We start from the raw sequence: 25805 nt of genomic DNA on the forward strand, positions 1-25805 counted from the left end.
CCGGTTCCGAGGGTAGCCCACCGTGAAGTGCTCAGCGGGTGAGCAGTTTGTCTGCGACGATCAATAGGTGCGGGCGGATCGGTTGGTGGCGGTGCTGTTGCTGATGCAGGCCCGTGGTCGGGTCACCGCGGCGGAGGTCGCCGCGGAACTGGAGATCTCGCTCGCCACCGCGCGCCGCGATCTCGAGGCGTTGTCCACAGCCGGCATCCCGGTTTATCCACAGCCCGGACGGAACGGCGGCTGGCAACTCGTCGGCGGCGCCCGTACCGATCTGAGCGGCCTGACCGCGGCCGAGGCGCAGGCCCTCTTCCTTCTCGTCGGCCCGGCCGCGTCGATCGCACCCGACGCGAAGGCCGCGCTCCGCAAGCTGGTCCGCGCGCTCCCCGACACCTTCCGCGAGCACGCCCAAGCCGCGGCCGAGGCGGTCGTCATCGACCCGGCCCGCTGGGGCGAGCACGTCAAGGAGCGTCCTGAGCTGGTACGCCGCCTGCAGGACGCCGTCGTACGCCGGGAACGCGTGCGACTGGTCTACTCCGGCCGTGGACGCGGTACGTCGGAACGCCTCGTCGAACCGCTCGGCCTGGTCGACAAGGACGACGTCTGGTACCTGATCGCGGGTACGCCCAACGGCCGGCGGACGTTCCGGGTCGATCGGATCGAGCAGGCGACGCCGACCGGTGAGCTGTTCGAGCGACCGGACGACTTCGAACTGTCATCGGCGTGGGCCGAGATCGTCGAGCGGATGGAGGAACGCCGATCGGGGCTGACGGCAACGGTCCTGATGGACGAGCGGTACGTCTGGGTGATGCAGGACCGACTCGGCCGCAACTGCGAGGTCGACGGCCCGGTCGACGGAACGGCCGGCGACCGGGTCCGGATCCGGGTCACCGCGCCGACTCCGCTGATGATCGCGCAGCACCTGGCCGGGTGGGGCGGGTCGATCGAGGTGGTCGATCCGCCGTCGGTCCAGGCCGAACTCGCGCGACTTGGCCGGGAATTGACCAGCCTTTACGGCTCGGTGGACCGCCTGGGTGAGTAAGGTGCGATGGTTCATCGTGTCCCGTTCAAGCCTCAGGAACCATTCGTGACCACATCCCCTCCCCAGCCGCCGCAGGGCCCGTACGCAGGTCAGCCGAGCGGCTACGGTCCGCCACCGCAGCAGTTCCCGCAGTACTCCCAGCCGGGTCAGCAGCCTCCGCCCCAGGGGCAGCCCGGTCAGCAGTACCCGGGTCAGCCGCAGTACGGCGCTCAAGACGGTCAGCCGTACCAGGGCCAGCCCGGTGCGTACCAGCAGCAGTACGCCGGTCAGCCCGGTCAGCAGGCGCCGCAGTACGGCCAGTACCAGCAGCAGGGCCAGTACCCGGGTCAGCAAGGCCAGTCGTTCCCGCAGCCGGGATACGCGCCTCAGGGCGAGATGAGCTGCCGCTTCTGCGGTGGCTATCCGGCCGTGGACGCTACCGTCCGCGGTCACCAGGGCATGATCGTCCTGATGCGGTTCCTCAAGCTCCGGGGTCCGTTCTGCCGTACCTGCGGGATCGCGTCCGTCCGCGACATGACCTCGAAGAGCCTCTGGCAGGGCTGGTGGGGCATCGGTTCGTCGATCATCAACCCGATCACGATGCTGATGAACATCGGCCCGATGCAGAAGTTCAAGCGTCTCCCGGAGCCCACCCCGGGTCCGGGCCAGCCGATGAACCCGGGCAAGCCGCTGTTCCAGCGCCCGGCGATGCTGATGCTGCTGCTGCCGATCGCGTTCATCGCGATACTGATCATCGGCAACCTCAACTCGACCGAGTCGAAGGCGCAGATCGGCTCCTGCGTGGTGAACAAGGGCACCTCGTCGGTGCCGGACGTGAAGGTCGTCCCCTGCAGCTCGTCCGACGCCGAGTACAGGGTGATCGACAAGCTCGACTCGACGGACGAGAGCAAATGCAGTGACGACGCCGACGCGACGTACGTCGACGAGGGCGCGCACTACACGCTCTGCCTGGCGAAGGTCAAGTGATGCGGCGGGGTCCCGGCTGCGGGACCCCGCTCCTCAGCTGTAGTAGCCCTCCACGGGGACCCGGGCCTCGTCGTAGAGCGCGGGGCCTTCCAGCGGTACGGCGGGGAACTCGCCTGTCGACTTGAGACCGTTGAGCTGCTCGCCGGACAGGGCGTAGACGACCTTGCCGAGGCCGGAGCGGGCCAGGGCTCCGGTGCACATCGGGCACGGCTGGCAGCTCGTGTACATGGTTGTGCCGGCTGCTACCTCGGGTGTCAGGTGCTGCGCCGCCCACACCGCGAGCTTCAGCTCCGGGTGGAAGCTGATGTTGCCTTCGCTGAGGGTTGTGTTGTGGTCCTCGGCCAGTACGTCGCCGTCTGGTCCGACCAGCAGTGATCCGAACGGTGCGTCGCCGGATTCGCGGGATGCCGCGGCGAGGGCGATCGCTCGGCGCAGGAACTCTTCTGCTTCAGGTGTCACGTCGTCTCCAGTGGTCGATGATCGTCGCCAGTTGCTGCCAGGCTGCTTCAGGTCGTTCGGTTTCGGCCGGGTCGCCGACGAACGGGTCGAGTACGACGGTCGCCGCGCCGAGCTCCCGCAGTACGACGAGATCCTCCAGCACCTGCTCGACCGACCCTTCTCCCGCGACCCGATCATCGTCCGGCACCGGGTCCCCCGTGAGCCGCAGCAAAATCCGAGGAGCAAACCCAGGCAAACGCGGACCGGGCGATTCCACGGCCTGTGCCAAAGCGGCGGGCGGTGCCGGCTCCGTCGTGCCAGGCGGTGTGGGATCCGAGTGGGCGAGGGTGTGTAGGCGGGTGAGGCCGGTGCGTAGTTGGGGGATGGATTGGCGGAGGGGGTGCCAGGCGGTGCCGTAGCGGATGGTTCGGCGGAGGGCGGCGGGGCTGCTGCCGCCGATCCACACCGGTATGTCGTCAGGTAATGCGGCGAGTACCTCGTCCGTCGCGCGGCCGCGCCCGGTGAAGTCGGCGCCGAGTGCGGCGAACTCCTGTTGGGCCCACCCGGCGCCGACGCCGAGGATCAGCCGGCCGCCGCTCAGCGCGTTCAGGTTCGTCGCTATCCTTGCCGTGAGCAACGGATGGCGGTACGGGGCGATCAGCACCGTCGTACCGAGCCGGACCCGTTCGGTGATGCCGGCCAGCCAGCTGAGCGTGGTGAACGGCTCGTAGAACGGCTCCGGGTACTGCTCCGCGACGTCCGGCGTGATCGCCACGTGGTCCGACACCATCAGCAGGTCGTACCCGAGCCCTTCGACGACCCGCGCCCAGTCCCGCAGCCGCGCCGGGTTCGTCCCCGGTCCGAAGTTCGGCACGTTCACCCCAAGTTCCACGCCCTCAGGCTATCCAGGCGACAACGCCGCGTTGAAGAGATTCCTCACGGCGTACAGGACCCGGCGCCGTGGAATCACCGGTAGATTGGCGGTGTGACCGAGAGTCTCGATCCGACCGACTGGGCGATCATCAACGAGCTGCAGGAGGACGCCCGGCTCTCGCTGACCCAGCTCGGCCGGCGGGTGAACCTGAGCGCGTCCGCGACCACCGAGCGGGTACGGCGCCTCGAAGCGATCGGTGTGATCACCGGGTACCGCGCCGAGGTCGACCTGACGAAGGTCGGCTACCCAGTGCTGGCCGTCGTACGGCTGAAGTACCCAGGAAACAAGCACGAGCCGCTGCACCGGCTGCTGGCCGAACGCCGCGAGATCCTCGAATGCCTGCGGACAACCGGCGACGACTGCTACACGCTGAAGGTCGCGGCCGGTTCGATGCCGCATCTGGAGGAGCTGGTGAACGAGCTGACCGAGTTCGGGAGTACGATGACCAACCTGGTCTACTCGCAGACGCAGCGGTATCGAGGACCGCAAAAGCCGGTGGCCGACCAGGCCTCCCCGTGAGAGCGTTGCCCGGTGCTGAACGTGCTCGGTATCGACGTCTCCCCCGACCTCCTGGAGCGATGGGTCGAGTGGCTGGCGCCCGATGAGCAGCCGTTCTTCGTCACGCCGAAACAGGCTCGCGGTTGGAAGCTGACGAGCGGTGAGCGCGAACCGAGTCGCGAGGATCGGGACACGTACTGGATCTACGCGATCGACGCGAAGGCGACACGGACTGTTTGGCTGACCGAGCAGGTGTTCCTCGAGCTGCCTCGACCCACCCGTGCAGCGCTGGTCCGCCAGCAGGTCACGTGCGGCCGCGGGGCGGTGCCGACCACACGAAGGTGGTCGCACGTTCTCGGGTCCGACGTCAGACAGCAGGCGGATGGGCACCGGTTCGTTTGGTGGAAGTCGCTCCTGAGTAGACCGGCTGCGGTACTGCCGGTGATTGTCAGTGGGGGCCTAAGCCCAAGTAGACATGCGGAGGTTCACTCCTGGCCCGCCAGGTTTCCGCGGGCGCGGGAGTTGGCTGGGACGTTTGCGAACGGGAGTGGGCCCAACTGCTTCGGGACTGTGATGGCGGCGTGTGGCGTGGAGGGCGCGGACAGCGTCTGGATGATGCGGGAACCGTTCGAGGAATGGCTTACTGCGCAGACCGAGCCAGGTGGGAAGGACGACGTTCCAGGGACTGTCTTCGTTTGGCGGGATGCGGCGCACGCAGTTCAGCACGCGGCGTTGACCATCGGGGACGGCTGGATGTTGCACAAGCCGTCGCAATCATGGATGTCGCCGCGGAAGGTGCGGACCGTCGCCGAGGTGAAGCGCGCCACGCGCACCACCGGCTGGCGGCTCGCACGCCATAGAGTTGTCAGGTGAGGCTTCTCGTCACCGGAGCTGCGGGACTCCTGGGGTGCGAATTGGTGCGCGCTGCCGAGCACGACGTCGTGCCGGCGTACCACTCGCAGCCGGTGCCGGGTGGAGTACAACTCGACGTACGGCGGAAGGACCACGTCCGCGCGGTGATCCGCGACGTACGCCCGCACGCCATCATCCACACCGCCTACCGGCAGGACGACTGGGCGACCACCGCCGACGGCGCGGTCAACGTCGCGCTCGCGGCCGACGGGGCGCGGTTCGTGTTCGTGTCGAGCGACGCGGTCTTCGGCTCGCGCGCCGCCCCGTACGACGAGGATGAGCCGCCCTGCCCGACCACGCCATACGGCGCCGCGAAGGCAGCCGCCGAGACCACCATCCATGCACTCCGGCCGGACGCACTCATCGCCCGTACGTCGCTGATCGTCGGATCGCACGGTGATTCGGGCGAGGAACAGCGGGTACGACGCCTCGCGGCGGGCGAACCCGGCGCGTTCTACACCGAGAACATCCGCTGCCCCGTCCACGTCAGCGACCTCGCCGCAGCACTCCTCGAACTACTCGTCAGCGACGCCACCGGCATCGTCCACGTCTCCGGGCCGCAAGCGCTCAGCCGTCACGAGCTCGGCTGCCTGATCGCGACCCGCGACGGCCTCGACCCCGGCGTACTGCCGGCCGCGGCAGGAGCACCGTCGGACATCCAACTCGACAGCCGACGTACGCAACAACTCCTGAAGACCCGCCTACGGCCGGCCAGCGAGTTCCTGGCGGTCAGTCGTTGACCGTGGTGGTCACCGGCGTACCGAGCTCGACCGTACGGCTGACCGTGCAGAGCCGGTCGTGGGACATCTTCACTGCCCGCGGCAGCGCCTCGCGGGCCTTGTCGCCGTCCTCCCCGTCCGGGAAGTGCACGGTGAATTCGACCGCGAGGTTCTCCATCCGGTTGCCCTCGTCGGCGTCCCGGATCTTGTCGCCACGCACCACCGCGCTGAACTCGGTCGGCTCCGCGCGCCGGCTGACCACGATGTCGACGTCGATCGCCGAGCAGGTGCCGATCGCGGCCAGCAGCAGCTCGACGGGCGTGAAGTCGGTGTCGTCGCCGCCGGACCCGATCCGGATCGTGCCACCCCGGGCGTTCTTCACCTCGTAGCTGCTGTTCGCCAGGCGTTCGAAGCTGACCTGGCGGAGTGTGTCTGCCATCGTCCCGTCACATTCTGTTGCTTTTGGCAACGTCAGAGGTTCTCAAGGGCCTCGTGGACCGGGGTGTCGCCGGCCACGAGCTCGAGCGTCCGGCCGATCGCGGCCGGAGTGTCACACAGGCCGGCCAGCACCAGCGCGACGTCGTCGCGAGTGATCCGGCCGTTCCCGGTCTTGTCGGCGAGGTTCACCTTGCCGGTGCCAGGGTCGTCGGTCAGCCCGCCCGGCCGCAGCACGGTCCAGTCCAGGTCGCGGGCGCGCAGGTCCTCCTCGGCCGCCCACTTCGCCTTCAGTACACGGTGAAGGTCGAGTCGTCGGTGAGCAAGTCGGCCCCGTCCGCGCCCATCGAGCCGACCTGGATGTGCCGCCGAACGCCGGCCTGCTCCGCGGCGTCCGCGAACAGCGCGGCCGCGCCGCGGTCGACCGTGTCCTTGCGAGCGTTCCCACTGCCCGGTCCGGCACCGGCCGCGAAGATCGCCACATCGGCACCCCGCAGCACGTCCGCCACCGCGGACATGTCGGCCTGTTCGAGGTCGAGTACGGCGGCCTGACCACCGGCCGCCGCGATGTCGGGTTCGTGGTCCGGGTTCCGCACCACCCCGACCACTTCGTGCCCGTCGGCGCTCAGCAACCGCGTCAGCCGCAGCGCGATCTGCCCGTGTCCACCCGCAATCACGACTCGCATACCTGCACACTATCTCTGTGCCGTACGCCGCAACCGCTCAAGGGACCAGGATCGCCTACCAGGTTCGTGGCGAAGGGCAACCACTTGTACTGCTCGCCGGACAGTCCAACAACCACACGTGGTGGGACGCGGTCCGACCGGACTTCGAGCAGCAGTACCGGACGATCACCCTCGACTGGAGAGGAACTGGCGACAGCGACAAGCCCGATGAGGTCTACACGACGCGCGGGTTCGCGCAGGACGTCACCGCCGTGCTGGACGCCCTCGGTCTGGACACCGCTCACATCTACGGGACCTCGATGGGTGGACGTGTCGCGCAATGGCTCGCGATCGATGCACCCGAGCGGGTCGGCAAACTCGTCCTCGGACGCACCTCGCCCGGCGCGGCGCACGGGTACGAACGCAGCCAGGAGATCCGCAGAGCGCTGGCCGACCCCGCGCGGACCGAGCAGGTGCTGCTCGAGCTGATGTACACACCGGCATGGCTGAAGGGCAACCCCGGCCCGTACCACGTACTGGGCGACACGAGCATGCCGTCGTACGCGAAGGCCCGTCACCTCGTCGCGAGCAACAAGCACGACGCCTGGGACGGCCTCCCGGGTATCACCGCGCCGACGCTCGTCCTGCACGGCACCGACGACATCTTCAGCCCCGCCGCCAACGCGCGGCTCCTCGCCGACCGGATCCCGAACGCGCGTGCCGAGCTGATCGAAGGCGCCCGGCACGCCTACTTCCACGAGTTCCGCGACGTCGCAAGCCCCGCAGTACTAGCCTTCCTGAGCGCCGCGCAGCACCGGCCGTAGCGCGTCGAGTACGGCGGCGTCCTCGATGGTCGACGGCACCGGCTCGTCGCGGCCGTCCGCGATTCCGCGCATCGTGCGGCGCAGGATCTTGCCGGAGCGGGTCTTCGGCAGCGCGTCCACCACCGACACGTCCCGGAACGCCGCGACCGGCCCGATCTCCCGCCGTACCGCGGCCACCAGCTCGTCGCGCAGTACGTCCTCCGACACCGAAGCGCCGGCCTTGAGGACGACGAACGCGCGCGGCAACTGTCCCTTCAACGGGTCGTGGACGCCGATCACCGCACACTCCGCGACGGCCGGGTTCGCCGCGACCACGGCCTCGATCGAACCCGTCGACAACCGGTGCCCGGCCACGTTGATCACGTCGTCGGTGCGGCCCATCACGAAGATGTAGCCGTCGTCGTCGATGTAGCCGCCGTCGCCGGTCAGGTAGTACCCGTCGTACTCCTTCAGGTAGCTGTCGATGTAGCGCTGGTCGTCGCCCCACAGCGTCGGCAGCGCGCCGGGCGGCAGCGGCAACTTGATCGCGATCGAGCCCTCCTCGTGCGGCTGCAGCTCCTTGCCGTACGGGTCCAGGATCTGGACGTTCCAGCCCGGCATCGGCACGGTCGCCGAGCCGGGTTTGGTCGGCAGCGGTTCGAGCCCGCGCGGATTCGCCGCGATCGGCCAGCCGGTCTCGGTCTGCCACCAATGGTCCACGACCGGTACGCCCAGGTGGTCGTGCGACCAGTGGTACGTCTCCGGGTCGAGCCGCTCCCCGGCCAGGAACAGCGTCCGGAACGAGTCCATCGGGTACTTCGTCAGCTCGGCGGCCTCAGGATCCACCTTCTTGATCGCGCGGATCGCGGTCGGAGCGGTGAACAGTGCCTTCGCGCCGTGCTCGGAGATCACCCGCCAGAACGCGCCGGCGTCCGGCGTGCCGACCGGTTTGCCCTCATAGAGAACAGTCGTCGCGCCGACCAGAAGCGGCGCGTAGACGATGTACGAGTGGCCGACGACCCAGCCGACGTCGGAGGCGGTCCACCACACGTCGCCCGGGCCGATGTCGTACACGTTCCGCATCGTCCAGGCGAGCGCGACCGCGTGCCCGCCGTTGTCGCGGACCACGCCTTTCGGGCGTCCCGTCGTACCGGACGTGTAGAGGATGTACAGCGGATCGGTCGCCGCGACCTGCACCGGTTCGGCAGGCTCGGCCTTCGCGACCAACTCCGACCAGTCGAGGTCGCGCTCCCCCAGCTGCGCTACGGCTTGTGGGCGCTGCAGTACGACGGTGTGCGCCGGCTGGTGCGACGAGATCTTCAGCGCCTCGTCGATGATCGGCTTGTACTCGACCACCCGGGCCGGCTCGATGCCACACGACGCGGCCACGATCACCTTCGGGCCGGCGTCGTCGATCCGGGCCGCGAGCTCGCGCGGGGCGAAGCCACCGAAGACGACAGAGTGGATCGCGCCCAGCCGGGCGCAGGCGAGCATCGCGACGACGGCCTCCGGGACCATCGGCATGTAGACGATGACCCTGTCACCCTTGCCGACACCGAGGGACGCCAGTGCGCCCGCAAACCGGGCCACGTCGTCGCGCAGTTGGGCATAGGTGAAGGACGCGCCGCTCCCGGTGACGGGTGAGTCGTAGATCAGCGCGGTCCGCTCGCCGTCGCCCGCCTCGACGTGGCGGTCCAGGGCGTTGTACGACGTGTTCAGCACGCCGTCGGGGAACCAGCGGAAGATCGGGGCGTTCGTCGCGTCGATGGCCCGGGTCGGTGGCCGCGTCCAGGTGATCGCCTCGGCCGCCTCCAGCCAGAACCCGTGCGCGTCGTCCAGGCTCCGCCGGTAGCTCTCCTCGTACGCGCCCATCAGAAGGCCTCCCGTCCGTCGGCTGCTCCCCATCGTGGCAGGGTTGAGCCATGACGGTAAGCCTCGACGACGTACAGCGTGCCGCGGAGCGGATCGCCGGACGGGTACGGCGTACTCCGGTGATCCAGGTCGCGCCCGGACTCACGTTCAAGCTCGAGCTGCTCCAGCACACCGGCTCGTTCAAGCCGCGCGGTGCGTTCAACCGGCTGCTCAGCGCGAAGGAGAGCGGCGAGCTGACCGGACAGGGCATCGTCGCGGCGTCCGGCGGCAACCACGGGCTCGCCGCGGCGTACGCGGCCCGCGAACTCGGCGTACCGGCCCGGATCTTCGTCCCCGCAACCACGCCGGCAGCGAAGCTGGCCAAGCTGCGAACGCTCGACGCGGACGTCGTCCAGATCGGGAACGAGTACGCCGAGGCGTACGAGGCGGCGCTCGCGGCGAGGGAGGAAACCGGGGCGGTGCTCGTGCACGCGTACGACCAGCCGGAGATCGTCGCCGGGCAAGGCACCGTCGGTCTCGAACTGCTCGACCAGGCCGCGAAGTTCGACGCCGTCCTGGTCGCGGTCGGCGGCGGAGGGCTGATCGCCGGCATCGCCACCGCTCTGGGTGACAACGCCCAGGTCATCGGCGTCGAGCCGGCCGCTGCCGCCACTATGCATCGCGCGCTGCAGCACGGACAGCCGACCGACGGTCCCGTCGGAGGCGTCGCGGCGGACTCGCTCGGCGCCCGCCGCCTCGGCAGTTTTGCCTTCCAAGCAGTCCAGGACCATCACGTACGGTCCGTCCTGGTCGACGACGACTCGATCGTTGCCGCCCGCAAACAGCTGTGGAACACGTACCACCTGGCGACCGAGCACGGCGGTGCCACGGCGTACGCGGCCCTCCTGTCCGGCGCCTACGAACCGGCGGCCGGCGAGCGGGTCGTGGTCGTCGTGTGCGGTGCGAACACGGACCCCAGCACGCTCACTTAGCTCTTGGCTGCTTGTCGTCGGCGAGCACCCACGCCGCGATCAGACCGGCGATGCCGCCGCACAGGTGACCCTGCCAGGAGATTCCGTCCTGCGGCAGCAGGCTCGTCAGCAGGGCGCTCCCCCACACCATCACGACGACGATGCCGATCAGCACCTGCACGAGCCGGCGGTTGAACAGGCCCCGCACGATCAGGTACGTCGCGTACCCGAAGACCAGGCCGCTCGCGCCGATCGTGATCACGTTCGGCGGCGAGACCAGCCAGGTGCCGAAACCGCCCAGCACCGTCACGATCGCGGTCACCGCGAACAGGCGAGACGCGCCGCTGACCGCGATCAAGACGCCGAGCGTGACCAGCGGCAGCGTGTTCGAGATCAGGTGCCCGAACCCCATGTGCAGGAACGGCGCGGTCACGATCCCGACCAGGCCGCGCGGCTCGCGGGAGATGATGCCGTACTGGTTGAGCGAGCCGTTCAGCGCGACGTCGACGACCTCGATCAGCCACATCAGCCCGACGAGGAGGCCGAGCAACCTCAGCCCACCACCGATCTTGGCAGTGTCCACACTCCGCCCGGTCCGCTTGGCCGGGGTCTGCGAGCTCATATCTCAACAGTGCCCCATCTCGCCAAGTCTCAGCCTCTGACAGGCGCGGCGACAGCGGAACGTGACCTCTGCGATACTGCGAGTGGCAGTCGTCGAGTGAGGGGGAACGATGCCGGTAGCTGTCTATGTCCTGGGGCTGAGCATCTTCGCGCAGGGCACGTCCGAGTTGATGCTGGCCGGGCTGTTGCCCGAGCTGGCCGCGGACCTGCACGTGTCGATCCCTCAGGCAGGGCTGCTGATCTCCGCGTTCGCGATAGGCATGCTGGTCGGGGCGCCGGTGCTCGCGGTCGTCACGCTGAGCTGGTCCCGGCGTACGGCGTTGCTCGTCTTTCTCGCGATCTTCGCGCTGACGCACGTCGCGGGCGCGCTGACGACGAACTACGCCGTACTGCTCACGACCCGGGTTGTCGGCGCATTCGTGTACGCCGGGTTCTGGTCGGTGGCCGCGGTCACGGTCATGACGCTGGTGCAGGCCGACAGCCGGGCGCGGGCAATGAGCGTCGTCACCGGTGGGCTCACGATCGCGACGATCATCGGTCTCCCGCTCGGGACCGTCCTCGGTCAGCACTTCGGCTGGCAGTCGGCGTTCTGGACCGTGGCCGGCCTGTGCGTACTCGCGATGGCCGGCGTCGTCACCACGGTTGCCGCCGGCCGGCCCGACCCCGCGCAGGCCCCCCGGTTGACCGACGAGTTCCGCGTACTCCGCAACACCCGCCTCTGGCTCGCGTTCGGCACCACGGCCCTCGTCACGGCAACGATCCTGGTCATCTTCAGCTACCTGGCCCCGCTCCTCACCCAAGCCACCGGCCTGCCGTCAAGCGCCGTCCCAGCCATCCTTGCTCTGTACGGTCTTGGGTCTTTCATCGGGATCAACGTCGGCGGCCGCTTCGCCGACGCACTGCCGTTCCACATGTTGTTCATCAGCATCACGGGGCTCGTGGTTCTGTCGGCCGTGCTCGCGCTGACGGCTACCGTCCCGGTGCTGACGATCGGCGTCGTGATGTTGCTGGGAGGCTTCGGCTTCGCCGCGAACCCGGCGCTGAACGCCCGCGTCTTCGGCCTCGCCGGGGACGCGCCGACGCTGGCGACCGCCACGAACTTCTCCGCGTTCAACGTCGGTATCACCGCCGGACCGTGGCTCGGCGGTCTCGCGATCGACGCCGGCGCGGGCTACCCCGCCCTCGGCTGGATCGCGGTCGGCACCGGGCTCGCGGCGCTGGCGACCGTACTGTTCGCGGCGCGGCCACGAACGCACCCAGGAGCGCCTTCGACCGATGGCCTGAGAGCATGGCGCCCGTGATGCACCTTCGTCTGATCGCTCCGCCGGACCGCAGCGACCATGTCCTCGACACCCTCGTCGCCGACCCGCGCGTGACGAGCATCGTGCGCATCCCGGGTGCGGCCCGCCGCCCCGAGGGCGACATGATCGAGTGCGACGTCACCCGCGAGGCAACCTCCGACATCCTCGCGTTCCTCCGCGCCGAGGGCCTGTACGACGACGGCGCCGTGGCGCTGAGCTCCGTCGACGCGGCACCGTCGCGGAACGCCCAGGCGGCGGAGAAGGCCGCGCCCGGCGCACCCGACGACGCGGTGATCTGGGACGCGGTCGTCGACCAGGCGTACAACGAAGCCGGCGGCTCCTGGGTGTACTACGTGTTCCTGACGCTCGCGACGATGATCGCCTCGGTCGCGGTGGTCACCGACTCCTCGATCCTGGTCGTCGGCGCGATGGTGGTCGGGCCCGAGTTCGGTGTGGTCGCGGCGCTCGCCGTCGGGATTTTCCTGCGCAAGGGCGGGCTGTCGCGTGCGTCGCTCGTACTGCTGGTCAAAGGTTTCCTGATCGCGATAGTGCTGACCGCGATCGCCGCGTTGCTGGCCCGTGCGGTCGGCTGGGTCGATGTCACCGACGTGACCGCAGGGCGGCCGCTGACCGGTTTCATCTGGCGCCCGGACCGGTGGTCGGCGGTGGTCGCCGTACTCGCGGGCTGTGCCGGTGTGCTGTCGCAGACCGCCGGTCGAGGGAACGCCCTGGTCGGGGTGTTCATCTCGGTCACCACCGTCCCGGCGGCCGGCGACCTCGCGCTGTCGCTGGCGCTCTGGGCGCCGCACCAGATCGGCGGATCGGCGGCTCAACTGGGCATCAACCTGGCCGGGATGACCGCCGCGGGTGTGCTGACCCTGATGCTGCAGCGGGTGATCTGGCGCAGCTACCTGCGGGTGAAGCGCTCGGCAGGTCCGGTCAAGGGCGGGCGCGCGCGTTGAGGCTTGACCGGGCGTCCCCTGTCCGATCCGCGCGCGCCCAGCAAGGTAGACATACCCCACCGGGAGGGGTCGTGCACCTGTCCGGGCACTGACGGATGTCGGCCATGACGTGAAGTCGCCAAACGGGTCGAGACGGTCCGGCAGACGAGATAGCCTGATCGGATGCTGGAGTCGGTTGGGGTGGAGCCGCCTGACGAGGAAGCGTACCGGGCTGTCCTGTCGGCGCCGGGCTGCGAGCTCCGGCAGCTCGCCGAGGTTCTCGGCCGGGACGAGTCCGACGTTCTCGAGATGGTCGGGCGGCTGGAGAAGCTCGGCTTGCTGACGGCCACATCCGACGACCCGGTCCGGCTGATCCCGACCCGTCCGGACGTCGCGGTGGACGCGCTGGTCGCCGTACGCCGGGCCGAGCTCGACCGCGTCCGCGCCGAGGCCCGGGTGCTGTTGTCGGAGCTGAGTACGCAGGAGCAGTACCGGCCGGAGAACCTGGTCGAGGTGATCGTCGGCCAGGAGGCGATCGCGGCCCGCTTCGCGCAGCTGCTGAACGGGACGCGAAACCAGCTCCTCGTCCTCGACCGGCCACCGTACGTCGCCCGGGCCGACGAGTCCGACAGCACCGTCCGTGGGCTGCTCGGCGACGGCGTCGTTGTGCACGGCATCTACTCGCCCGACTCACTGGACATTCCGGGCGGGGTCGACGAGGCGTTCAGCGCCGCCGACGCGGGCGAGACGTCCCGGGTCCATCCGCAGGTGCCGATGAAGCTGGCCGTCTTCGACCGGAAGATCGCGCTGCTCCCGTTGTCCGTCGACCAGCTGGTCGACAGCGCTCTCGTCGTCCATCCCTGCGCCTTGCTCGACGCGCTGATCGAGATGTTCTGGCTGCTGTGGGACCAGGCCGTTCCCGTCGTACCGGCGGCCAAGGCGGACCCGACCGACGCGCGGCTGATGACGCTGCTCGCCGCCGGGTTCAAGGACGACGCCATCGCCCGGCAGCTCGCCCTCAGCAGCCGCACCGTCGGCCGGCGCGTGGCCGAACTGATGGAGACGCTGGGCGCCCGGACCCGTTTCCAGGCCGGCATCCAGGCCCAGCGCCGCCATCTCCTCGAGGACTAACAGGTGCTGAGCATGTCCTGCAGTGCGGTCTTCTCGGCGGACTGCAGCGAGAGCTTGTAGGTGTACTTCACCCAGATCCAGTACCGCGCGTACAGGCAGTGGATCGCGGTGTTGGTCGGCTGCCACTCCGACGGGTCCTTGTCGCCCTTCGAGCGGTTGCTCGATGCCGAGACCGCGATCAGCTGCGAGATCGTCAGGTCGTTCGCGAAGTCCTGACGCTTGGTCTGCGTCCAGCCGCTGGCGCCCGACTTCCAGGCCTCGGCCAGCGGCACGATGTGATCGATGTCGACGGCCGACGAGTCGGTGAAGGTCTGCTTGTCGTACACGCTGTACCAGCTGCCGCTGATCGGCTGGCAGCTGCTGTCGACGGTCACGCCGGTCCCGTCACGCTTCAGGACCTCTTCCCGGGTGTCGCACGTACCCGACTGGTTGATCCAGTGCGGGAATTTGTCACGGCTGTACCCGGTCGTCGAGCCCTCGGCCTTCACCGTCAGGCTCGCGAGCTCGGTCGCGGCGGTGGTCGCCGACGGCGGGGTCGGCGGGCTGGCCAGCACCGGTCCGGCGCTGAGGGCCCAGGCAGTCGCTGCCGCTGCCACTGTGGTGGCAATAGTGGTCGTACGTCGCATCGGTCAGGCCTCCGAGATTGGGCGGGCGGATCCCCCCTGACGTTGCTGCCCTCAGCCTTCCCCGATCACGCACTGTAGGAAACCACTCACCAGTGACAGTCGAGTGAACGTCAGTCGTGTTCCACGACGGTCAGGGTCCAACCGGCCCCCGCGCGATCCAACTCGGTGTTCCACCGCTCGTTCACCAGCTTGTGCAGGGATTTCGCCGTCCCCGGATCCTTGCCGGATTCAAGCAAGTGCCGCGCGACCAGGCCGCGGGTGTGTTTCGCGTTGTGCGAGACGACGGTCCGTACGCCGTTGCGCTCGCGGACCACGTTCACCGACACCCACTTGTCCGCCTGCGCACCGCTCGGCCGCCACGCCGCGACGTACGTCGACGAACGGCAGTCCACGATCACGCCGTCGACGTCCTTGAGCGCCGCATTCAGCGGGTCGCGCCACACTGACGCCAGCGGTCCGTGCCCGGGCAGTGTCGTACCCATCGAGAGCCGGTACGGCGGGACGCGGTCGGCCGGGCGCAGTGCGCCCCACGCGGCCGAGATCACCAGCAACCGGTTCGCGGCGCGGCGCTTCGATCCGGCGGAGAGCGTGGCGTACCCGAGGGCGTCGTAGAGGACACCGGAGTACAGCTCGGAGACGGGGACCGACGGCTCCGTCCGCCACCGGGTGTTGCGTTCGACCTCGTGCTGCAGCGACGCCCCCACCTCGAGTACGTCGTGCGCGTCGGCGGACGCGGACACCTTCGCGAGCGTCTCCAGGACCTGCTCGCGCACGGGGTTCAGCTCCGGGAACGACAGCGTCCCGAAATCGACCGCGCGACCACGCGACCGTCCGGTCTTGCCTTCGGACGGCGGCAGGAGAATGAGCGTCACGTCAGCTCGTCCAGAATGGCGAGGTCGGCGGGGGTCGGGTTCCAGGTGCCGGCGGCGACGTTCTGGGTGATCTGCTCCGGCGACGTCGCGCCCGCGATCACCGACGCGACCGCGGGCTGCGCGGCCAGGCCGCCGATCGCCACGTCGATCATCGTCAGGTCCCGCTCGGCGGCGAACGTCTCCAGCGCCTCGAGCTTGTCGAAGTCGGCGCCCGCGAGCCGCTCCGGCTGCGTCGCGAGGCGGCTGCCCTCGGGTGCCGACGTACCCCGCTTGTACTTGCCGGACAGCAGACCCGAGGCCAGCGGGAAGAACGGCAGGATGCCGATCCCGAGGTGCTCGCAGGCCGGGACCAGTTCGTCCTCGACGTCGCGGTCGAGCAGGGAGTACTGGTTCTGGGCGCTGACGAAGTGCTCGAGGCCGCCGGCCCGCGACGTCCAGTCCGCGTCGACCACCTGCCAGGCCGCGAACTGGGAGCTGCCGATGTACCGCACCTTGCCCTCGGCAACCAATTCGGACAGCGCCGAGAGGGTTTCCTCGATCGGCGTCACCGGGTCCGGGAAGTGCAGCTGGTAGAGGTCGATCCAGTCCGTGCCGAGCCGCTGCAGGCTGGACTCGACGGCCCTGCGGATGTACCGCCGCGAGCCGCGGACACCCCAGTCCGGCCCGTTCACGCCAAGCATGTCACCGCCGAACTTGGTCGCGATCACGACCTCGTCGCGGCGCGAGCCGAGTGCCTTGCCGAGCAGCTCCTCGCTGAAACCGTGCTCGCCGCGGTAGATGTCCGCGGTGTCGAACAGCGTGATTCCGGCGTCGACCGCGGCGTTCACCACCGCGTCCGTACGGCCGGCATCCAGCCGCCGCCCGAAGTTGTTGCACCCCAGTCCGACCACGCTGACCGTCAACCCCGAGTCACCCAACTGCCGGTACTCCATCTGACTCATGTCCTCAGCCTAGTCTCGGCATACAGTGGCCCTCATGCCGAGTCTCACCGTCGACGGCGCTCGCACCCGGGCCGCCGCGCTTTCCGTCCAGTCGTACGACGTCGATCTCGACCTCACCCAAGGCGAGTCGACGTTCGGATCCACCACCACGATCAGGTTCAAGGCATCCAGTCCATCGACCTGGGTCGACGTGAAACCGGACGAGCTGCTCTCGGTCACGCTCAACGGCACGGCCGTCGACGTGGCCGGCCTCGACGACGGACGGCTCGAGCTAACCGGCCTGCAGCCGGAGAACGAGCTGGTCGTGGTCGCCACCATGGCGTACTCGCACGACGGCGAGGGCCTGCACCGCGCGGTCGACGCCGCCGACGGCCTCGTCTACACGTACGCGATGTCGTTCCTGGACGCCGGCCCGCGGATCTTCGCCTGCTTCGACCAGCCCGACCTGAAGGCGCCGTACCGGCTCAAGGTGACAGCTCCGCAGGAGTGGATCGTGCTCGGCAACGGCGCCTCCACCCAGGTCTCCCCCGGCCGCTGGGAGCTCACCGAGACCAAGCCGCTCTCGACGTACTTCGTCACCGTGGTCGCCGGGCCGTACCACCAGCTCACCGACTCCCACGACGGCATCAACCTGAGCGTCGTGTCCCGGCAGTCGCTCAAGGACGCGCTGGACCGCGAGGCCGCGGACATCTTCGAGGTCACCAAGCAGTCGTTCGACACCTACCACCGGATGTTCGGCTACCGGTACCCGTTCGGCGAGTACCACCAGGCGTTCGTACCGGAATTCAACGCCGGCGCGATGGAGAACCCGGGCTGCGTGACGTTCCGGGACCAGATGGTGTTCCGCTCCGCGGCGACCGACGGCGAACGCAGCCAGCGGGCGCGGACCATCGTGCACGAGATGGCGCACCAGTGGTTCGGCGACACCGTGACGATGAAGTGGTGGAACGACCTCTGGCTGAACGAGTCGTTCGCCGAGTACATGGCGCACCGGGTCGCCACCGCCGCCACCCAGTACACCGACAACTGGATCGACTTCGCCTACATCCGCAAGTGGTGGGGTCTGCAGGCCGACCAGCGGTCCTCGACCCACCCGGTCGCGGCCGACGCGGTCAAGGACGCGGCCTCCTCGCTCGACGACTTCGACGGCATCTCGTACGCCAAGGGCGCCGCGACCCTCAAGCAGCTCGCGGCGTACCTCGGTGACGACGTCTTCCTGGCCGGCGTGAACGCGCACATCGCCGCGAACGAGTTCGGCAACGCCACCTTCGCCGACCTGGTCGCGAAGTGGACCGAGGCGGGCGCGGTCGGGCTGGACAACTGGGCCCAGGCGTGGCTGCGGACCCCGGGCGTCGACACGCTGACCGTCGTACGTACGGACGACGGGATCAAGCTGCACCGCAAGGCGCCTGCCGAGTACCCGGCATCACGACCGCACAAGCTCGTCGTCGCCGGGTACGACGCCGACGGCGGCCGCACCGTGGTCGACGTACTGGTCGACGCCGACGAGGTGTCCGTCGACCTCGACCCGTCGGTCGCGGTGGTGATCCCGGACGCCGGCGACGACAGCTGGGCGAAGATCCGCCTCGACGCGGACAGCCTCGCCAACCTGGCCGCCGTACTGCCGAAGATCACCGACGGCGTGACGCGGGCCGTCGTACTGAACAGCGTCCGCGACGCCGTCGCCGACGCCGAGCTGGACCCGAAGGTCGGGTTCGACGTCGTACTCGGCATGCTCCCGACCGAGACCAGCGACATCGCGGTCGGCACGCTGCTGAACTGGTCGGCTACCCACCTGCTCGGTGTCTACCTGCCGTACGAGCCGTACCGCGGGCAGCTGGCCGACGTACTGGGTGCGCGGCTGGAGACCGTCGAGGCCTGGAGCAGCGTGCAGCTGTCGGTGGCGCGCGGGTTCGCGCGATTCTCCGACGACGTCGACCGGTTGAAGGGCTGGCTCGCGGGTGAGGGCGTACCGGACGGCGTCACGATGGACGCGGACCTGCGCTGGATCGTCACCCTGCAGCTCGCCCGGCTCGGCGCGATCGATGAGGCCGGCATCGACGCCGAGCTCCGGCGGGACTCGTCGTCGGAAGGCATCGTGCACGCGACCCGCTGCCGGGCCGCGCTGCCGACGCGTGAGGCGAAGGACCGGGCCTGGACGCAGATCACCACCGACGCGGAGATCGCGAACTACGAGCTGTACGCCGCCTGCGAAGGGTTCTGGCATCCGACGCAGACCGAGCTGACGGCTCCGTACGTCGACCGGTACTTCGCCGAGATCGCCGGTACCGAGAAGCTCCGCTCCGGCTGGGTCCTGAGAGACAGCACGAAGCTCGTGTTCCCGCGGTACACGGTCGAGCAGCGGGCAGTCGACCGGGCCGCTGAACTGATTGCCGACGAATCCGTGTCGGCCTTTGTCCGACGATCGGTTTCCGACGCTGTCGACGACCTCAATCGTGCTCTTGCGGTCCGCGCGGCCTTCTCCGGCTGACCCTTCGTCAGCTGTCACACCGTGTTGTGACTAATGTGACTGGTGTGACCAGGAGGACCCTGGTGACCAGGCAAGATGTGTTTTCGTGACGTAACCTCCACAATGACCGCGCGGCACGGCGCGCCGGTCTTGGTCAGGCCCATCGTCCGGGAGAGACTGTCTAGAACCGCACAGGAGAACAAGGTCAATGCGCGAGGCGAGGCTCGTCGGTCTGAGCCAGGATGGGACGCAACTCATCCTGGCCGTGGCAGAGACGGGTGAGGAGTTCGCCGTTCCGGTCGACGACCGGTTGCGTGCGGCCCTCCGCGGCGACCGTGCCCGACTCGGCCAGCTGGAGATTCAAATGGAGAGCGCGCTGCGCCCACGAGACATCCAGGCTCGTATCCGCGCCGGCGAAAGTCCCGAGGCGGTGGCGGCCGTCGCGCAGATGCCGATGGAACGCGTGATGGCGTTCGCGGGCCCGGTCCTGGCCGAGCGGGACCACATCGCCAGCCTTGCGCAGCGTGCGTCCGTCCGTCGTCGCGGTGGTGGCGACGCACCGACCCGCAACCTCGGCGCGTGGGTGACCGACCGGCTTCGGCTGCGTCAGGTCGACCCGGCGTCGGCCGAGTGGGACGCGTGGCGGCGCGAGGACGGCCGCTGGGCGGTGCGGGTGTCGTACTTCGTCGAGTCGGAGGATGAGGCCGAGCAGAAGGACGAGAAGGTCGCCATGTTCGCGTACGACGCCCCCGGGCGGTACGTCGTACCCGACGACGACGAGGCGCGCTGGCTGGTGGGTGAGCAGGCGCAGGTGCTGCCCACGCCGGTCCAGCCGCAGCCTGGTGAGCGGCGGCTGGCCGCGGTCGCGGACATCGACCCGCTGATCGCACCCGACCACGGCGCCGACAGCTACGAGGCAGGCTTCGAGGACACGATCGCCCTACGCCGCCGGAACCACCCGGTTTCCGAGCGCGAGGTAGCCCGTACGACCCGCGACGCCGAGCGTGGCCCGCGCCGGGTCCACTCCGTCCCCAACCCGGACGAAGAACCGACCCTCATCGACGTTCCCGTCGACCAGCCTCCCGCCCCGCGTCCGTCGGTCCGCGCCGTGGAACGCCCGGCAGACCCGCCGACCTTCGCCTCCCCGGCCGAGGACTACCCCGAAGAACAGCCGGCCCGCACCCGCCCGGAGCACGCGCAGTCGGCACGCGTCGCGCAGCCCGGCGAGGTACGCCAGCGCGGCACGGAGCCGCACGGCGCCGACCCGCGCCAACCCCAGCCCACCGCTGCGGACCCACGCGACGCGGACCCGCGTACGCCCGAGTCCCGCCCAGCCGCCCCGCGTCCGGCGGACCCGCGCCCGGCGGACCCGCGCCCGGCACCTGCCGCTCGCGCCGAACAGCCCCGCCGTCCGGACGCCCGCCCAGCCGAACCGGTGCACGAGGAGACCGTCTCTCCCACGCCTGCTGCCGAGGCTCAGTCGGTGCTACCCGAAGGCGCTGAGAACGGTCAGACGGAAGAGACCACAGCCGAGCCGAAGAAGAAGCCGGCCCGGCGAGGCAAGCGCGCCAGCGTACCCAGCTGGGACGAGATCATGTTCGGCAAGAAGGCCGACTGAACCTGCAGTCCAGTCCGAGCTGCAGGCTTAGGTCCCCCGACTGCTGACACATCACGGACAGTCGTCCCACATCGCGGACGATGTTTGCCGGTGGGCCGCTCTGGCTGTCATGATCTTCGGCATGCAGATGCTGTGTTGTTGCTGTTGTCGCTGACGAGCGCCGGCTCCCGGCGCACGAGGCCCTGTCCTTTCCGTGGCCCGCCCGCCGACACAGCACTCACAGGAACATCGCATGAATCTCCCGGCTCTCGCCGACCTGCTCGCATCTCGTGGTCTCCGGCTGCTTCCCGGTTCGTACGCCGTACCGGTCGAGCTGCTCGTCCAGTTGCCTGACGCAACGATCGCGCACTTCACCGCCCGCGGCACCACGCTCGGGCTGCGCACGTACTCCCCCGAAGCGCTGACCACGATCACCATCCCCGCCGAGTGCGGCTGCGGCGACCACCACCCCCAAACCGGCCCCGCCCGCGTCACCCTGAGCCGGTACGCCATACCGCTGAACGAACACGTCATCGACGGCAAACTCGACTACGGCTGGCACCACACCGAGGCGGGCCTCCTCCGCCTCGCCGACGCCACCGACCACTTCTTCACCCTCCTCGCCCAACTCCACACCCGCGAACTAATCCCCGCCTGACCGGTTGGGCGGTCGCTGGCACGTCGCAGCCGGCCAGCCGTCGCACACAACCCGCCAGCGGGCTACGGGCGGCGATTGGCGGGTTCGGTGGCGTCGAAGTGGGTTCGGGCGGCGTCGACTTTGGCCAGGTTGGGGGACCAGTCGGCCAGCGAGTGGAAGAGTGGGGCGAGGCTGCGACCCAGGGGGCTGATGTCGTACTCGACGCGAGGAGGGACCTCGGCGAAGTACTGCCGGGTGATCAGGCCGTCGCGTTCCAGTTGCCGTAGGCGCTGGGTGAGGACCTTCGGGGTGATGACACCGATCCGCCGCTTCAGCTCGACGAAACGCTGCCGGCCGTACTCGTTCAGGGTCCAGAGGATGGGTGTCGTCCAGCGGCTGAACACCAGGTCGACGACCGGCGCGATCGGGCACGCCTGGACCGGATCCGCTTCCGCTTCTACTGCTGTGGTCTCGATCACAAACCCAATACTATCCTCTAGGTATCTACTATCTCCAGGCGATTAGCGTCGTACCCATGATCGTGATCACCGGAGCAACCGGCAACGTAGGCCGTCCCCTCGTCGACACCCTGACCGCCGCGGGCGAGGACGTCGTCCCCGTCTCGCGCAGCGGCGCCGGCCACCAGGCCGACCTGACCAAACCTGAGACTCTCAAGCCTGTACTCGACGGCGCGAAGGCCGTCTTCCTCCTCACCTCTCCCGACTTCCTTGCCCACGGCAACCTCCAGGACGTCGTCGAGGTGATCCGCACAGCCGGCGTTCCCCACGTCGTACTGCTCTCCTCCCAAGGCGTCACCACCAAGCGGCACCCCTCGATCCACGAGGACGCCGTCACCGGATCGGGCCTGGAATGGACGATCCTGCGCCCCGGCAACTTCGCCAGCAACGCGTACGCGTGGGCCGACTCGATCCGTACCCAGCGCGCGATGGCCGCCCCGTTCGCCGACGTCGCCCTCCCGGCCGTCGACCCGCAGGACATCGCCGAGGTCGCCGCGGCGGTCCTCCGCGACAGTTCCCATGCCGGCGCCGTCTATACGCTGACCGGCCCCGCCGCGATCTCCCCGCGCCAGCAGGCGAAGGTGATCGAAGAAGCCATCGGTACGCCGATCAACTTCACCGAACTGACCCGCGACCAGGCCCGCGCCGGCATGCTCAACTTCATGCCGGAACCGGTCGTCGAAGCCACCCTCGACGTACTCGGCGAGCCGCTGCCCGCCGAGCAGGCGGTCAGCCCGGACGTCGAGAAGGTGCTCGGACGTCCGCCGCACAGCTTCGCCGACTGGGTCACGCGCAACATCCACGCCTTCCGCTGAGCCCTAGCAGGGACTGCATCGCGACCTACCAGTCACTGGCTAACTGGTAGGTCGTGGACGTCCTTCAGTCGCCGGTGGAAGGTGTTGGCGGCTGGGGTGCCGGGTTCTGGGGGGCGGGCGAGGTGGGCCGGGTGGCCAGTTGCTGGCGGAGGGATTCGGCGAATTGCTCGGCTGCTCGCTGGGCGGCGGTCATGGCGGCTACCCGGTCTTCGGCGGACTTCTTGGCGTCGGCCAGTTGGGCCTGGTGGTCGGCACGCAGCTGTTCGCGATCGGTGCGATGTTCCGCGCGCAAGGCGTCCAGTTCGGCGCGGCGCTGCTCGCGCTCCTGCCGGAGCTCGGCGCGGAGTTGGTCGACGGCCTGCTGCGCGGTGTGACGCTCGGCCTCGGCTGCGGCCTGGGCAACGCGTGCGGCCTCGAGTTCGCTCCGAGCCTGACGGACCTGTTCCTCCGCCGTCGCCTGAAGGTCGCGAATCCCCCGCTCGGCGTCATCCCGTACGCGCTCCAGCTCGGCAGCTGATGCCTCGCGAGCAGCCGCAGCCTCCTGCCGCATCTGCTCCAGCTCGGCGGCAGCGCTCTCACGGAGGGCCGCAACCTCCCGCCGGGCCAGTTCTGCCGCCTCCTCGGCAACCGCTACATCGACCCGCGCCTCGTCGAGGGTCGCGACGGCCTCCCGAGCCGCCTCGTCAGCCTCCTCCCGTGCGTCCTCGGCGTCGACAGCCCGCTGCTCCGCCTTTCGCCGCCGGTGCTCTTCCTCACTGCGCTGCCGCTCGAGATCGGCCAGCGCGGCGCGCGACTCCGCCTGCAGTTGCTCCACCTCGGCCGCGACGGCTTCCGCGTCGCCGTACGTCCGGACCGCCTCCGCCAGCTGAGCGAGGTATCCCTCCAGCTCCTCCACCAGGCGTGGCAGGTTCCCCTTCATCAACTGCTCGAGCGTCATCCGGGCAGCCGTCACCGGTCCTGGCGCCGCTTCAGAGCCGCCGCCGGACCTCTCCGCGAAGGTGTCGGCACTGCTGCGTACCGGTTGCCGGGCGAGGCGGTTCTTCGCCGCCCACGCGTTCGCCTTGTTGTGGACGACAGGCTTGCCGTCGACCCCAGCCCCTTCGCGTCCGCAGTACTTCGGTGGGCGGCCAGGGGTCCCCGGATCGACCTGCTTCGGGTTCGCACAGCTCACGCCGGGGAACTCGCACAAACCTTGCCGGGCTCGCGCCACCGGCTCGGCCTCCGTCGTCGTCATGGCGCCACCCTACCGGATTAAGTCGATAAAGTTCCGGTTTGAGTTCGGTTAGAGTCGATGAGATTTGACTGAACGAAACTGAACTGATTTAGCGCATAATCCCCGTTATGCGCTAGTTTCTCTCCTGTGGACGATCTGCCGATGCCGCACGTGTTCCGCCCTCAGGAGACTGCCGTCGAGCTTCCGAGGCCCGACGCAGCGACCGAGGCTGCCGTACGCCGCTCCCTAGGCCGCCGACGACCACTCCACGACCCAGGCGCGGCCCCGGTCGACCGCTTCGACCTGCTCGCCGAAGCGCTCACCCCCGAGCTCACCGCACTGGTCGTCCTCTGGCTCGGCGGCACCAGGCGGGCAAGCAGCGACACGAGGATCGGGTACGCCGACGACCTGCTGCTGTGGGCCGACTGGGCCCGGCGTGAGCTCGGTCGGGAGCGGTTCGGCCTCGACCTGCACCGCGGCGAGGTGACGATGTGGCTCACCTATCAGCAGGACGCGGGTGCGGCCCCGTCCTCTGTCTCGCGCCGCCTGTCGACGCTGTCCAGCCTGTACCGGTACGCCACCGGCTGGGGCCTGCCCGTGGTGTCGCCGATCTCCGACGACGACCACCGGCCGAAGTTCCACCGTGGCCGGCGTGCCACGTCGGCGCGGGTCCTCGACGCGGATCAGGTCGCCGCGCTGCTCGCGGCAGCCGGCGACGTCCGCGACGCCCTGATCGTCGGTCTGCTGTACACCGGCGCCCTGCGCGTCTCCGAGCTCTGCGGTGCCAACGACACCGATCGGCACGACGAGGGCCGGCGAACGTGGCTCGTCATCACCCGCAAGGGCGGTAAGTCGATCCGCGTACCGCTCGAGACCACGGTGGCCGAGCTGCTCGACTCGTACCGCGCGATGCGGCCTGCCTGGACAGGCGTGGGACCGGCTCCGCTCCTCGCGGATGCCAACGGCAACCGGCTCGACCGCCACGACGTCACCCGCCTGCTCCGCCGGCTCGCCAAGGCTGCCGGGATCCCCCGCCCGGAGACGGTGGGCCCACACTCGTTACGCGCTACCGCGATCACCGATCAGAAGCGTCGCGGCCACAGCGCCGAAGACCTCCAGGAGCTGTCCGGTCACGCGGACGTCCGGACCGTCATGATCTACATCGACGACGACGGCCGCGCCGATCGAGTCGCCGCTCTCACCGACGACCTCGGCCGCGTCATGACGGCCGTACCCCGGCACCTCAAAGCTCCCGGCTGAGGCCGACCAGCGGCAGGAATACGTCGTCGACCAGTGCCGTGATGGTCGACGACGGCACCGGCGGATGGCCGAAGAAGATCTCGTGCCGCATCAGGTTCGTCGGCGCGGTGAGGACAACGACGGGTACCTCGGCCGTCGCGATCTCCCCGCGCTCCGCGGCCCGCTTCACGATGGTCGCCATCACGCCGGTCATCCGGCTGTACACCTCCGGGTCGAGGTCCGGCGCCTCGGCCATCAGCCCGTGGATCGTGTCCGGGCCGAGCTGGGTGAACCGGTCGGCCATCTGCTGCAGCACTCCAAGGACGTCGCCGCGCAGCGACCCGGTGTCCGGTACGTTCTCGACGATCGAGCCGAGGTGGTGCCGCATCGCCGCAATCACCAGCTCGGCCCGGTTCCGCCAGCGCCGGTACAGCACCTGCTTGCCGGTCTGCGCCCGCGCCGCCACCGACTCCATCGTCAGCTGCGCGTAGCCGTGCTCCATCAACTCGGCCCAGGCGGCGTCCAGCAGGACGGACTCGAGTTCGGCACCGCGGCGGCGTTCCATGAATCCTCCAGAAGAGACCTTGCGTCTCTTAACGATCCGAGCTTACCCTGAAATCCGTAAGAGACGTTACGTCTCTAAGGAGACTCC

The 25805-nt window shown here is 69.2% G+C and carries 28 protein-coding genes; 15 read left to right on the plus strand and 13 right to left on the minus strand.

Translation table 11 applies throughout. From position 1 onward, the window contains the following. The first annotated feature begins 67 nt into the window (after window positions 1–67). Window positions 68–1039 carry a helix-turn-helix transcriptional regulator gene (locus ACZ5BU_RS09710; protein ID WP_465697163.1) on the plus strand — a complete coding sequence of 324 codons (972 nt, stop codon included), beginning with the start codon at window positions 68–70 and terminating at the stop codon, window positions 1037–1039. Window positions 1040–1084: 45 nt separating this feature from the next. After that, window positions 1085–2005, plus strand: coding sequence for an LppU/SCO3897 family protein (locus ACZ5BU_RS09715; RefSeq protein WP_465697165.1), 921 nt, complete (start codon window positions 1085–1087; stop codon window positions 2003–2005). Between the two features lie 33 nt (window positions 2006–2038). On the opposite strand, the gene ACZ5BU_RS09720 is transcribed toward ACZ5BU_RS09715, so the two are convergent. Beyond that, entirely contained in the window at window positions 2039–2464 is a 426-nt protein-coding gene (locus ACZ5BU_RS09720; RefSeq protein WP_465697167.1) for a nucleoside deaminase, read from the minus strand. Continuing rightward, window positions 2454–3335: an LLM class flavin-dependent oxidoreductase gene (locus ACZ5BU_RS09725; RefSeq protein WP_465697168.1), complete on the minus strand. Its 882-nt coding sequence runs from the start codon at window positions 3333–3335 to the stop codon at window positions 2454–2456. Before ACZ5BU_RS09725 ends, ACZ5BU_RS09720 begins: the two co-directional genes overlap by 11 nt. A 93-nt stretch (window positions 3336–3428) precedes the next feature. On the opposite strand from ACZ5BU_RS09725, the gene ACZ5BU_RS09730 reads away from it, so the two are divergent. The 3 genes from ACZ5BU_RS09730 to ACZ5BU_RS09740 are packed head-to-tail and all read left to right on the plus strand — an operon-like array spanning window position 3429 to window position 5527. Further along, window positions 3429–3896: an Lrp/AsnC family transcriptional regulator gene (locus ACZ5BU_RS09730; protein ID WP_465697170.1), complete on the plus strand. Its 468-nt coding sequence runs from the start codon at window positions 3429–3431 to the stop codon at window positions 3894–3896. Window positions 3897–3908: 12 nt separating this feature from the next. Next, window positions 3909–4748: a hypothetical protein gene (locus tag ACZ5BU_RS09735; protein ID WP_465697172.1), complete on the plus strand. Its 840-nt coding sequence runs from the start codon at window positions 3909–3911 to the stop codon at window positions 4746–4748. After that, complete coding sequence (locus tag ACZ5BU_RS09740) at window positions 4745–5527, plus strand: SDR family oxidoreductase (protein WP_465697174.1); 783 nt, start codon at window positions 4745–4747, stop codon at window positions 5525–5527. Before ACZ5BU_RS09735 ends, ACZ5BU_RS09740 begins: the two co-directional genes overlap by 4 nt. On the opposite strand, the gene ACZ5BU_RS09745 is transcribed toward ACZ5BU_RS09740, so the two are convergent. Genes ACZ5BU_RS09745 through ACZ5BU_RS09755 form a run of 3 tightly spaced genes read right to left on the minus strand, consistent with a single transcriptional unit; the run spans window position 5517 to window position 6627 of the window. Next, window positions 5517–5945: an OsmC family protein gene (locus ACZ5BU_RS09745; RefSeq protein WP_465697176.1), complete on the minus strand. Its 429-nt coding sequence runs from the start codon at window positions 5943–5945 to the stop codon at window positions 5517–5519. The genes ACZ5BU_RS09740 and ACZ5BU_RS09745 overlap by 11 nt on opposite strands. A gap of 32 nt (window positions 5946–5977) precedes the next feature. Further along, window positions 5978–6235 carry an NAD(P)H-binding protein gene (locus tag ACZ5BU_RS09750; RefSeq protein WP_465699228.1) on the minus strand — a complete coding sequence of 86 codons (258 nt, stop codon included), beginning with the start codon at window positions 6233–6235 and terminating at the stop codon, window positions 5978–5980. After that, window positions 6232–6627: an NAD(P)H-binding protein gene (locus tag ACZ5BU_RS09755; protein WP_465697178.1), complete on the minus strand. Its 396-nt coding sequence runs from the start codon at window positions 6625–6627 to the stop codon at window positions 6232–6234. Before ACZ5BU_RS09755 ends, ACZ5BU_RS09750 begins: the two co-directional genes overlap by 4 nt. Window positions 6628–6644: 17 nt before the next feature. Between ACZ5BU_RS09755 and ACZ5BU_RS09760 the strand changes: the two genes are divergently transcribed. Next, window positions 6645–7430: an alpha/beta fold hydrolase gene (locus tag ACZ5BU_RS09760; protein WP_465697180.1), complete on the plus strand. Its 786-nt coding sequence runs from the start codon at window positions 6645–6647 to the stop codon at window positions 7428–7430. Here ACZ5BU_RS09760 and ACZ5BU_RS09765 read toward each other — a convergent pair. Further along, complete coding sequence (locus tag ACZ5BU_RS09765) at window positions 7395–9281, minus strand: propionyl-CoA synthetase (RefSeq protein ID WP_465697182.1); 1887 nt, start codon at window positions 9279–9281, stop codon at window positions 7395–7397. The two genes, ACZ5BU_RS09760 and ACZ5BU_RS09765, sit on opposite strands and share 36 nt — an antisense overlap. 50 nt (window positions 9282–9331) lie before the next feature. Between ACZ5BU_RS09765 and ACZ5BU_RS09770 the strand changes: the two genes are divergently transcribed. Continuing rightward, entirely contained in the window at window positions 9332–10252 is a 921-nt protein-coding gene (locus tag ACZ5BU_RS09770; RefSeq protein WP_465697184.1) for a threonine/serine dehydratase, read from the plus strand. On the opposite strand, the gene ACZ5BU_RS09775 is transcribed toward ACZ5BU_RS09770, so the two are convergent. Further along, window positions 10245–10853, minus strand: coding sequence for a rhomboid family intramembrane serine protease (locus ACZ5BU_RS09775; RefSeq protein WP_465697186.1), 609 nt, complete (start codon window positions 10851–10853; stop codon window positions 10245–10247). The genes ACZ5BU_RS09770 and ACZ5BU_RS09775 overlap by 8 nt on opposite strands. A gap of 109 nt (window positions 10854–10962) precedes the next feature. On the opposite strand from ACZ5BU_RS09775, the gene ACZ5BU_RS09780 reads away from it, so the two are divergent. The 3 genes from ACZ5BU_RS09780 to ACZ5BU_RS09790 all read left to right on the plus strand — a co-directional run bounded on the left by ACZ5BU_RS09780 (window position 10963) and on the right by ACZ5BU_RS09790 (window position 14225). Then, window positions 10963–12153 (plus strand): Cmx/CmrA family chloramphenicol efflux MFS transporter, encoded by a 1191-nt coding sequence (locus ACZ5BU_RS09780; protein WP_465697188.1) that lies wholly within the window; start codon window positions 10963–10965, stop codon window positions 12151–12153. Then, window positions 12153–13115 carry a DUF389 domain-containing protein gene (locus tag ACZ5BU_RS09785; RefSeq protein WP_465699230.1) on the plus strand — a complete coding sequence of 321 codons (963 nt, stop codon included), beginning with the start codon at window positions 12153–12155 and terminating at the stop codon, window positions 13113–13115. Before ACZ5BU_RS09780 ends, ACZ5BU_RS09785 begins: the two co-directional genes overlap by 1 nt. Window positions 13116–13277: 162 nt before the next feature. After that, window positions 13278–14225, plus strand: a complete 948-nt coding sequence (locus ACZ5BU_RS09790; protein ID WP_465697190.1) for a transcriptional regulator TrmB — start codon at window positions 13278–13280, stop codon at window positions 14223–14225. Here the strand turns inward: ACZ5BU_RS09790 and ACZ5BU_RS09795 are convergent. From ACZ5BU_RS09795 to ACZ5BU_RS09805, 3 genes are all read right to left on the minus strand, one after another. After that, window positions 14222–14851, minus strand: coding sequence for an HNH endonuclease family protein (locus ACZ5BU_RS09795; protein WP_465697192.1), 630 nt, complete (start codon window positions 14849–14851; stop codon window positions 14222–14224). The two genes, ACZ5BU_RS09790 and ACZ5BU_RS09795, sit on opposite strands and share 4 nt — an antisense overlap. 110 nt (window positions 14852–14961) lie before the next feature. Further along, window positions 14962–15723 carry a YaaA family protein gene (locus tag ACZ5BU_RS09800; protein ID WP_465697194.1) on the minus strand — a complete coding sequence of 254 codons (762 nt, stop codon included), beginning with the start codon at window positions 15721–15723 and terminating at the stop codon, window positions 14962–14964. Further along, complete coding sequence (locus ACZ5BU_RS09805; RefSeq protein ID WP_465697196.1) at window positions 15720–16664, minus strand: aldo/keto reductase; 945 nt, start codon at window positions 16662–16664, stop codon at window positions 15720–15722. The genes ACZ5BU_RS09800 and ACZ5BU_RS09805 overlap by 4 nt, the downstream gene beginning before the upstream one ends. 34 nt (window positions 16665–16698) lie before the next feature. Between ACZ5BU_RS09805 and pepN the strand changes: the two genes are divergently transcribed. From pepN to ACZ5BU_RS09820, 3 genes are all read left to right on the plus strand, one after another. Next, entirely contained in the window at window positions 16699–19155 is a 2457-nt protein-coding gene (gene pepN / locus ACZ5BU_RS09810) for an aminopeptidase N (RefSeq protein ID WP_465697197.1), read from the plus strand. Window positions 19156–19342: 187 nt separating this feature from the next. After that, window positions 19343–20752, plus strand: coding sequence for a septation protein SepH (gene sepH / locus ACZ5BU_RS09815; RefSeq protein ID WP_465697198.1), 1410 nt, complete (start codon window positions 19343–19345; stop codon window positions 20750–20752). 232 nt (window positions 20753–20984) lie between these two features. Further along, window positions 20985–21389, plus strand: coding sequence for a hypothetical protein (locus tag ACZ5BU_RS09820; protein WP_465697200.1), 405 nt, complete (start codon window positions 20985–20987; stop codon window positions 21387–21389). A gap of 62 nt (window positions 21390–21451) precedes the next feature. Here the strand turns inward: ACZ5BU_RS09820 and ACZ5BU_RS09825 are convergent, their stop codons facing one another. Next, window positions 21452–21847, minus strand: coding sequence for a winged helix-turn-helix transcriptional regulator (locus ACZ5BU_RS09825; RefSeq protein ID WP_465697202.1), 396 nt, complete (start codon window positions 21845–21847; stop codon window positions 21452–21454). A gap of 56 nt (window positions 21848–21903) precedes the next feature. Here ACZ5BU_RS09825 and ACZ5BU_RS09830 point away from each other — a divergent pair, with 56 nt between their 5' ends. Beyond that, window positions 21904–22701 carry an NAD(P)H-binding protein gene (locus ACZ5BU_RS09830; protein ID WP_465697204.1) on the plus strand — a complete coding sequence of 266 codons (798 nt, stop codon included), beginning with the start codon at window positions 21904–21906 and terminating at the stop codon, window positions 22699–22701. Between the two features lie 64 nt (window positions 22702–22765). Here the strand turns inward: ACZ5BU_RS09830 and ACZ5BU_RS09835 are convergent, their stop codons facing one another. Continuing rightward, complete coding sequence (locus ACZ5BU_RS09835; RefSeq protein WP_465697206.1) at window positions 22766–23935, minus strand: hypothetical protein; 1170 nt, start codon at window positions 23933–23935, stop codon at window positions 22766–22768. Window positions 23936–24061: 126 nt separating this feature from the next. Between ACZ5BU_RS09835 and ACZ5BU_RS09840 the strand changes: the two genes are divergently transcribed. Continuing rightward, window positions 24062–25174 carry a tyrosine-type recombinase/integrase gene (locus ACZ5BU_RS09840; RefSeq protein WP_465697208.1) on the plus strand — a complete coding sequence of 371 codons (1113 nt, stop codon included), beginning with the start codon at window positions 24062–24064 and terminating at the stop codon, window positions 25172–25174. On the opposite strand, the gene ACZ5BU_RS09845 is transcribed toward ACZ5BU_RS09840, so the two are convergent. Beyond that, entirely contained in the window at window positions 25158–25718 is a 561-nt protein-coding gene (locus tag ACZ5BU_RS09845) for a TetR/AcrR family transcriptional regulator (RefSeq protein WP_465697210.1), read from the minus strand. The genes ACZ5BU_RS09840 and ACZ5BU_RS09845 overlap by 17 nt on opposite strands. Window positions 25719–25805: the final 87 nt, after the last annotated feature.

Source organism: Kribbella sp. NPDC031520 (genome assembly GCF_055580825.1).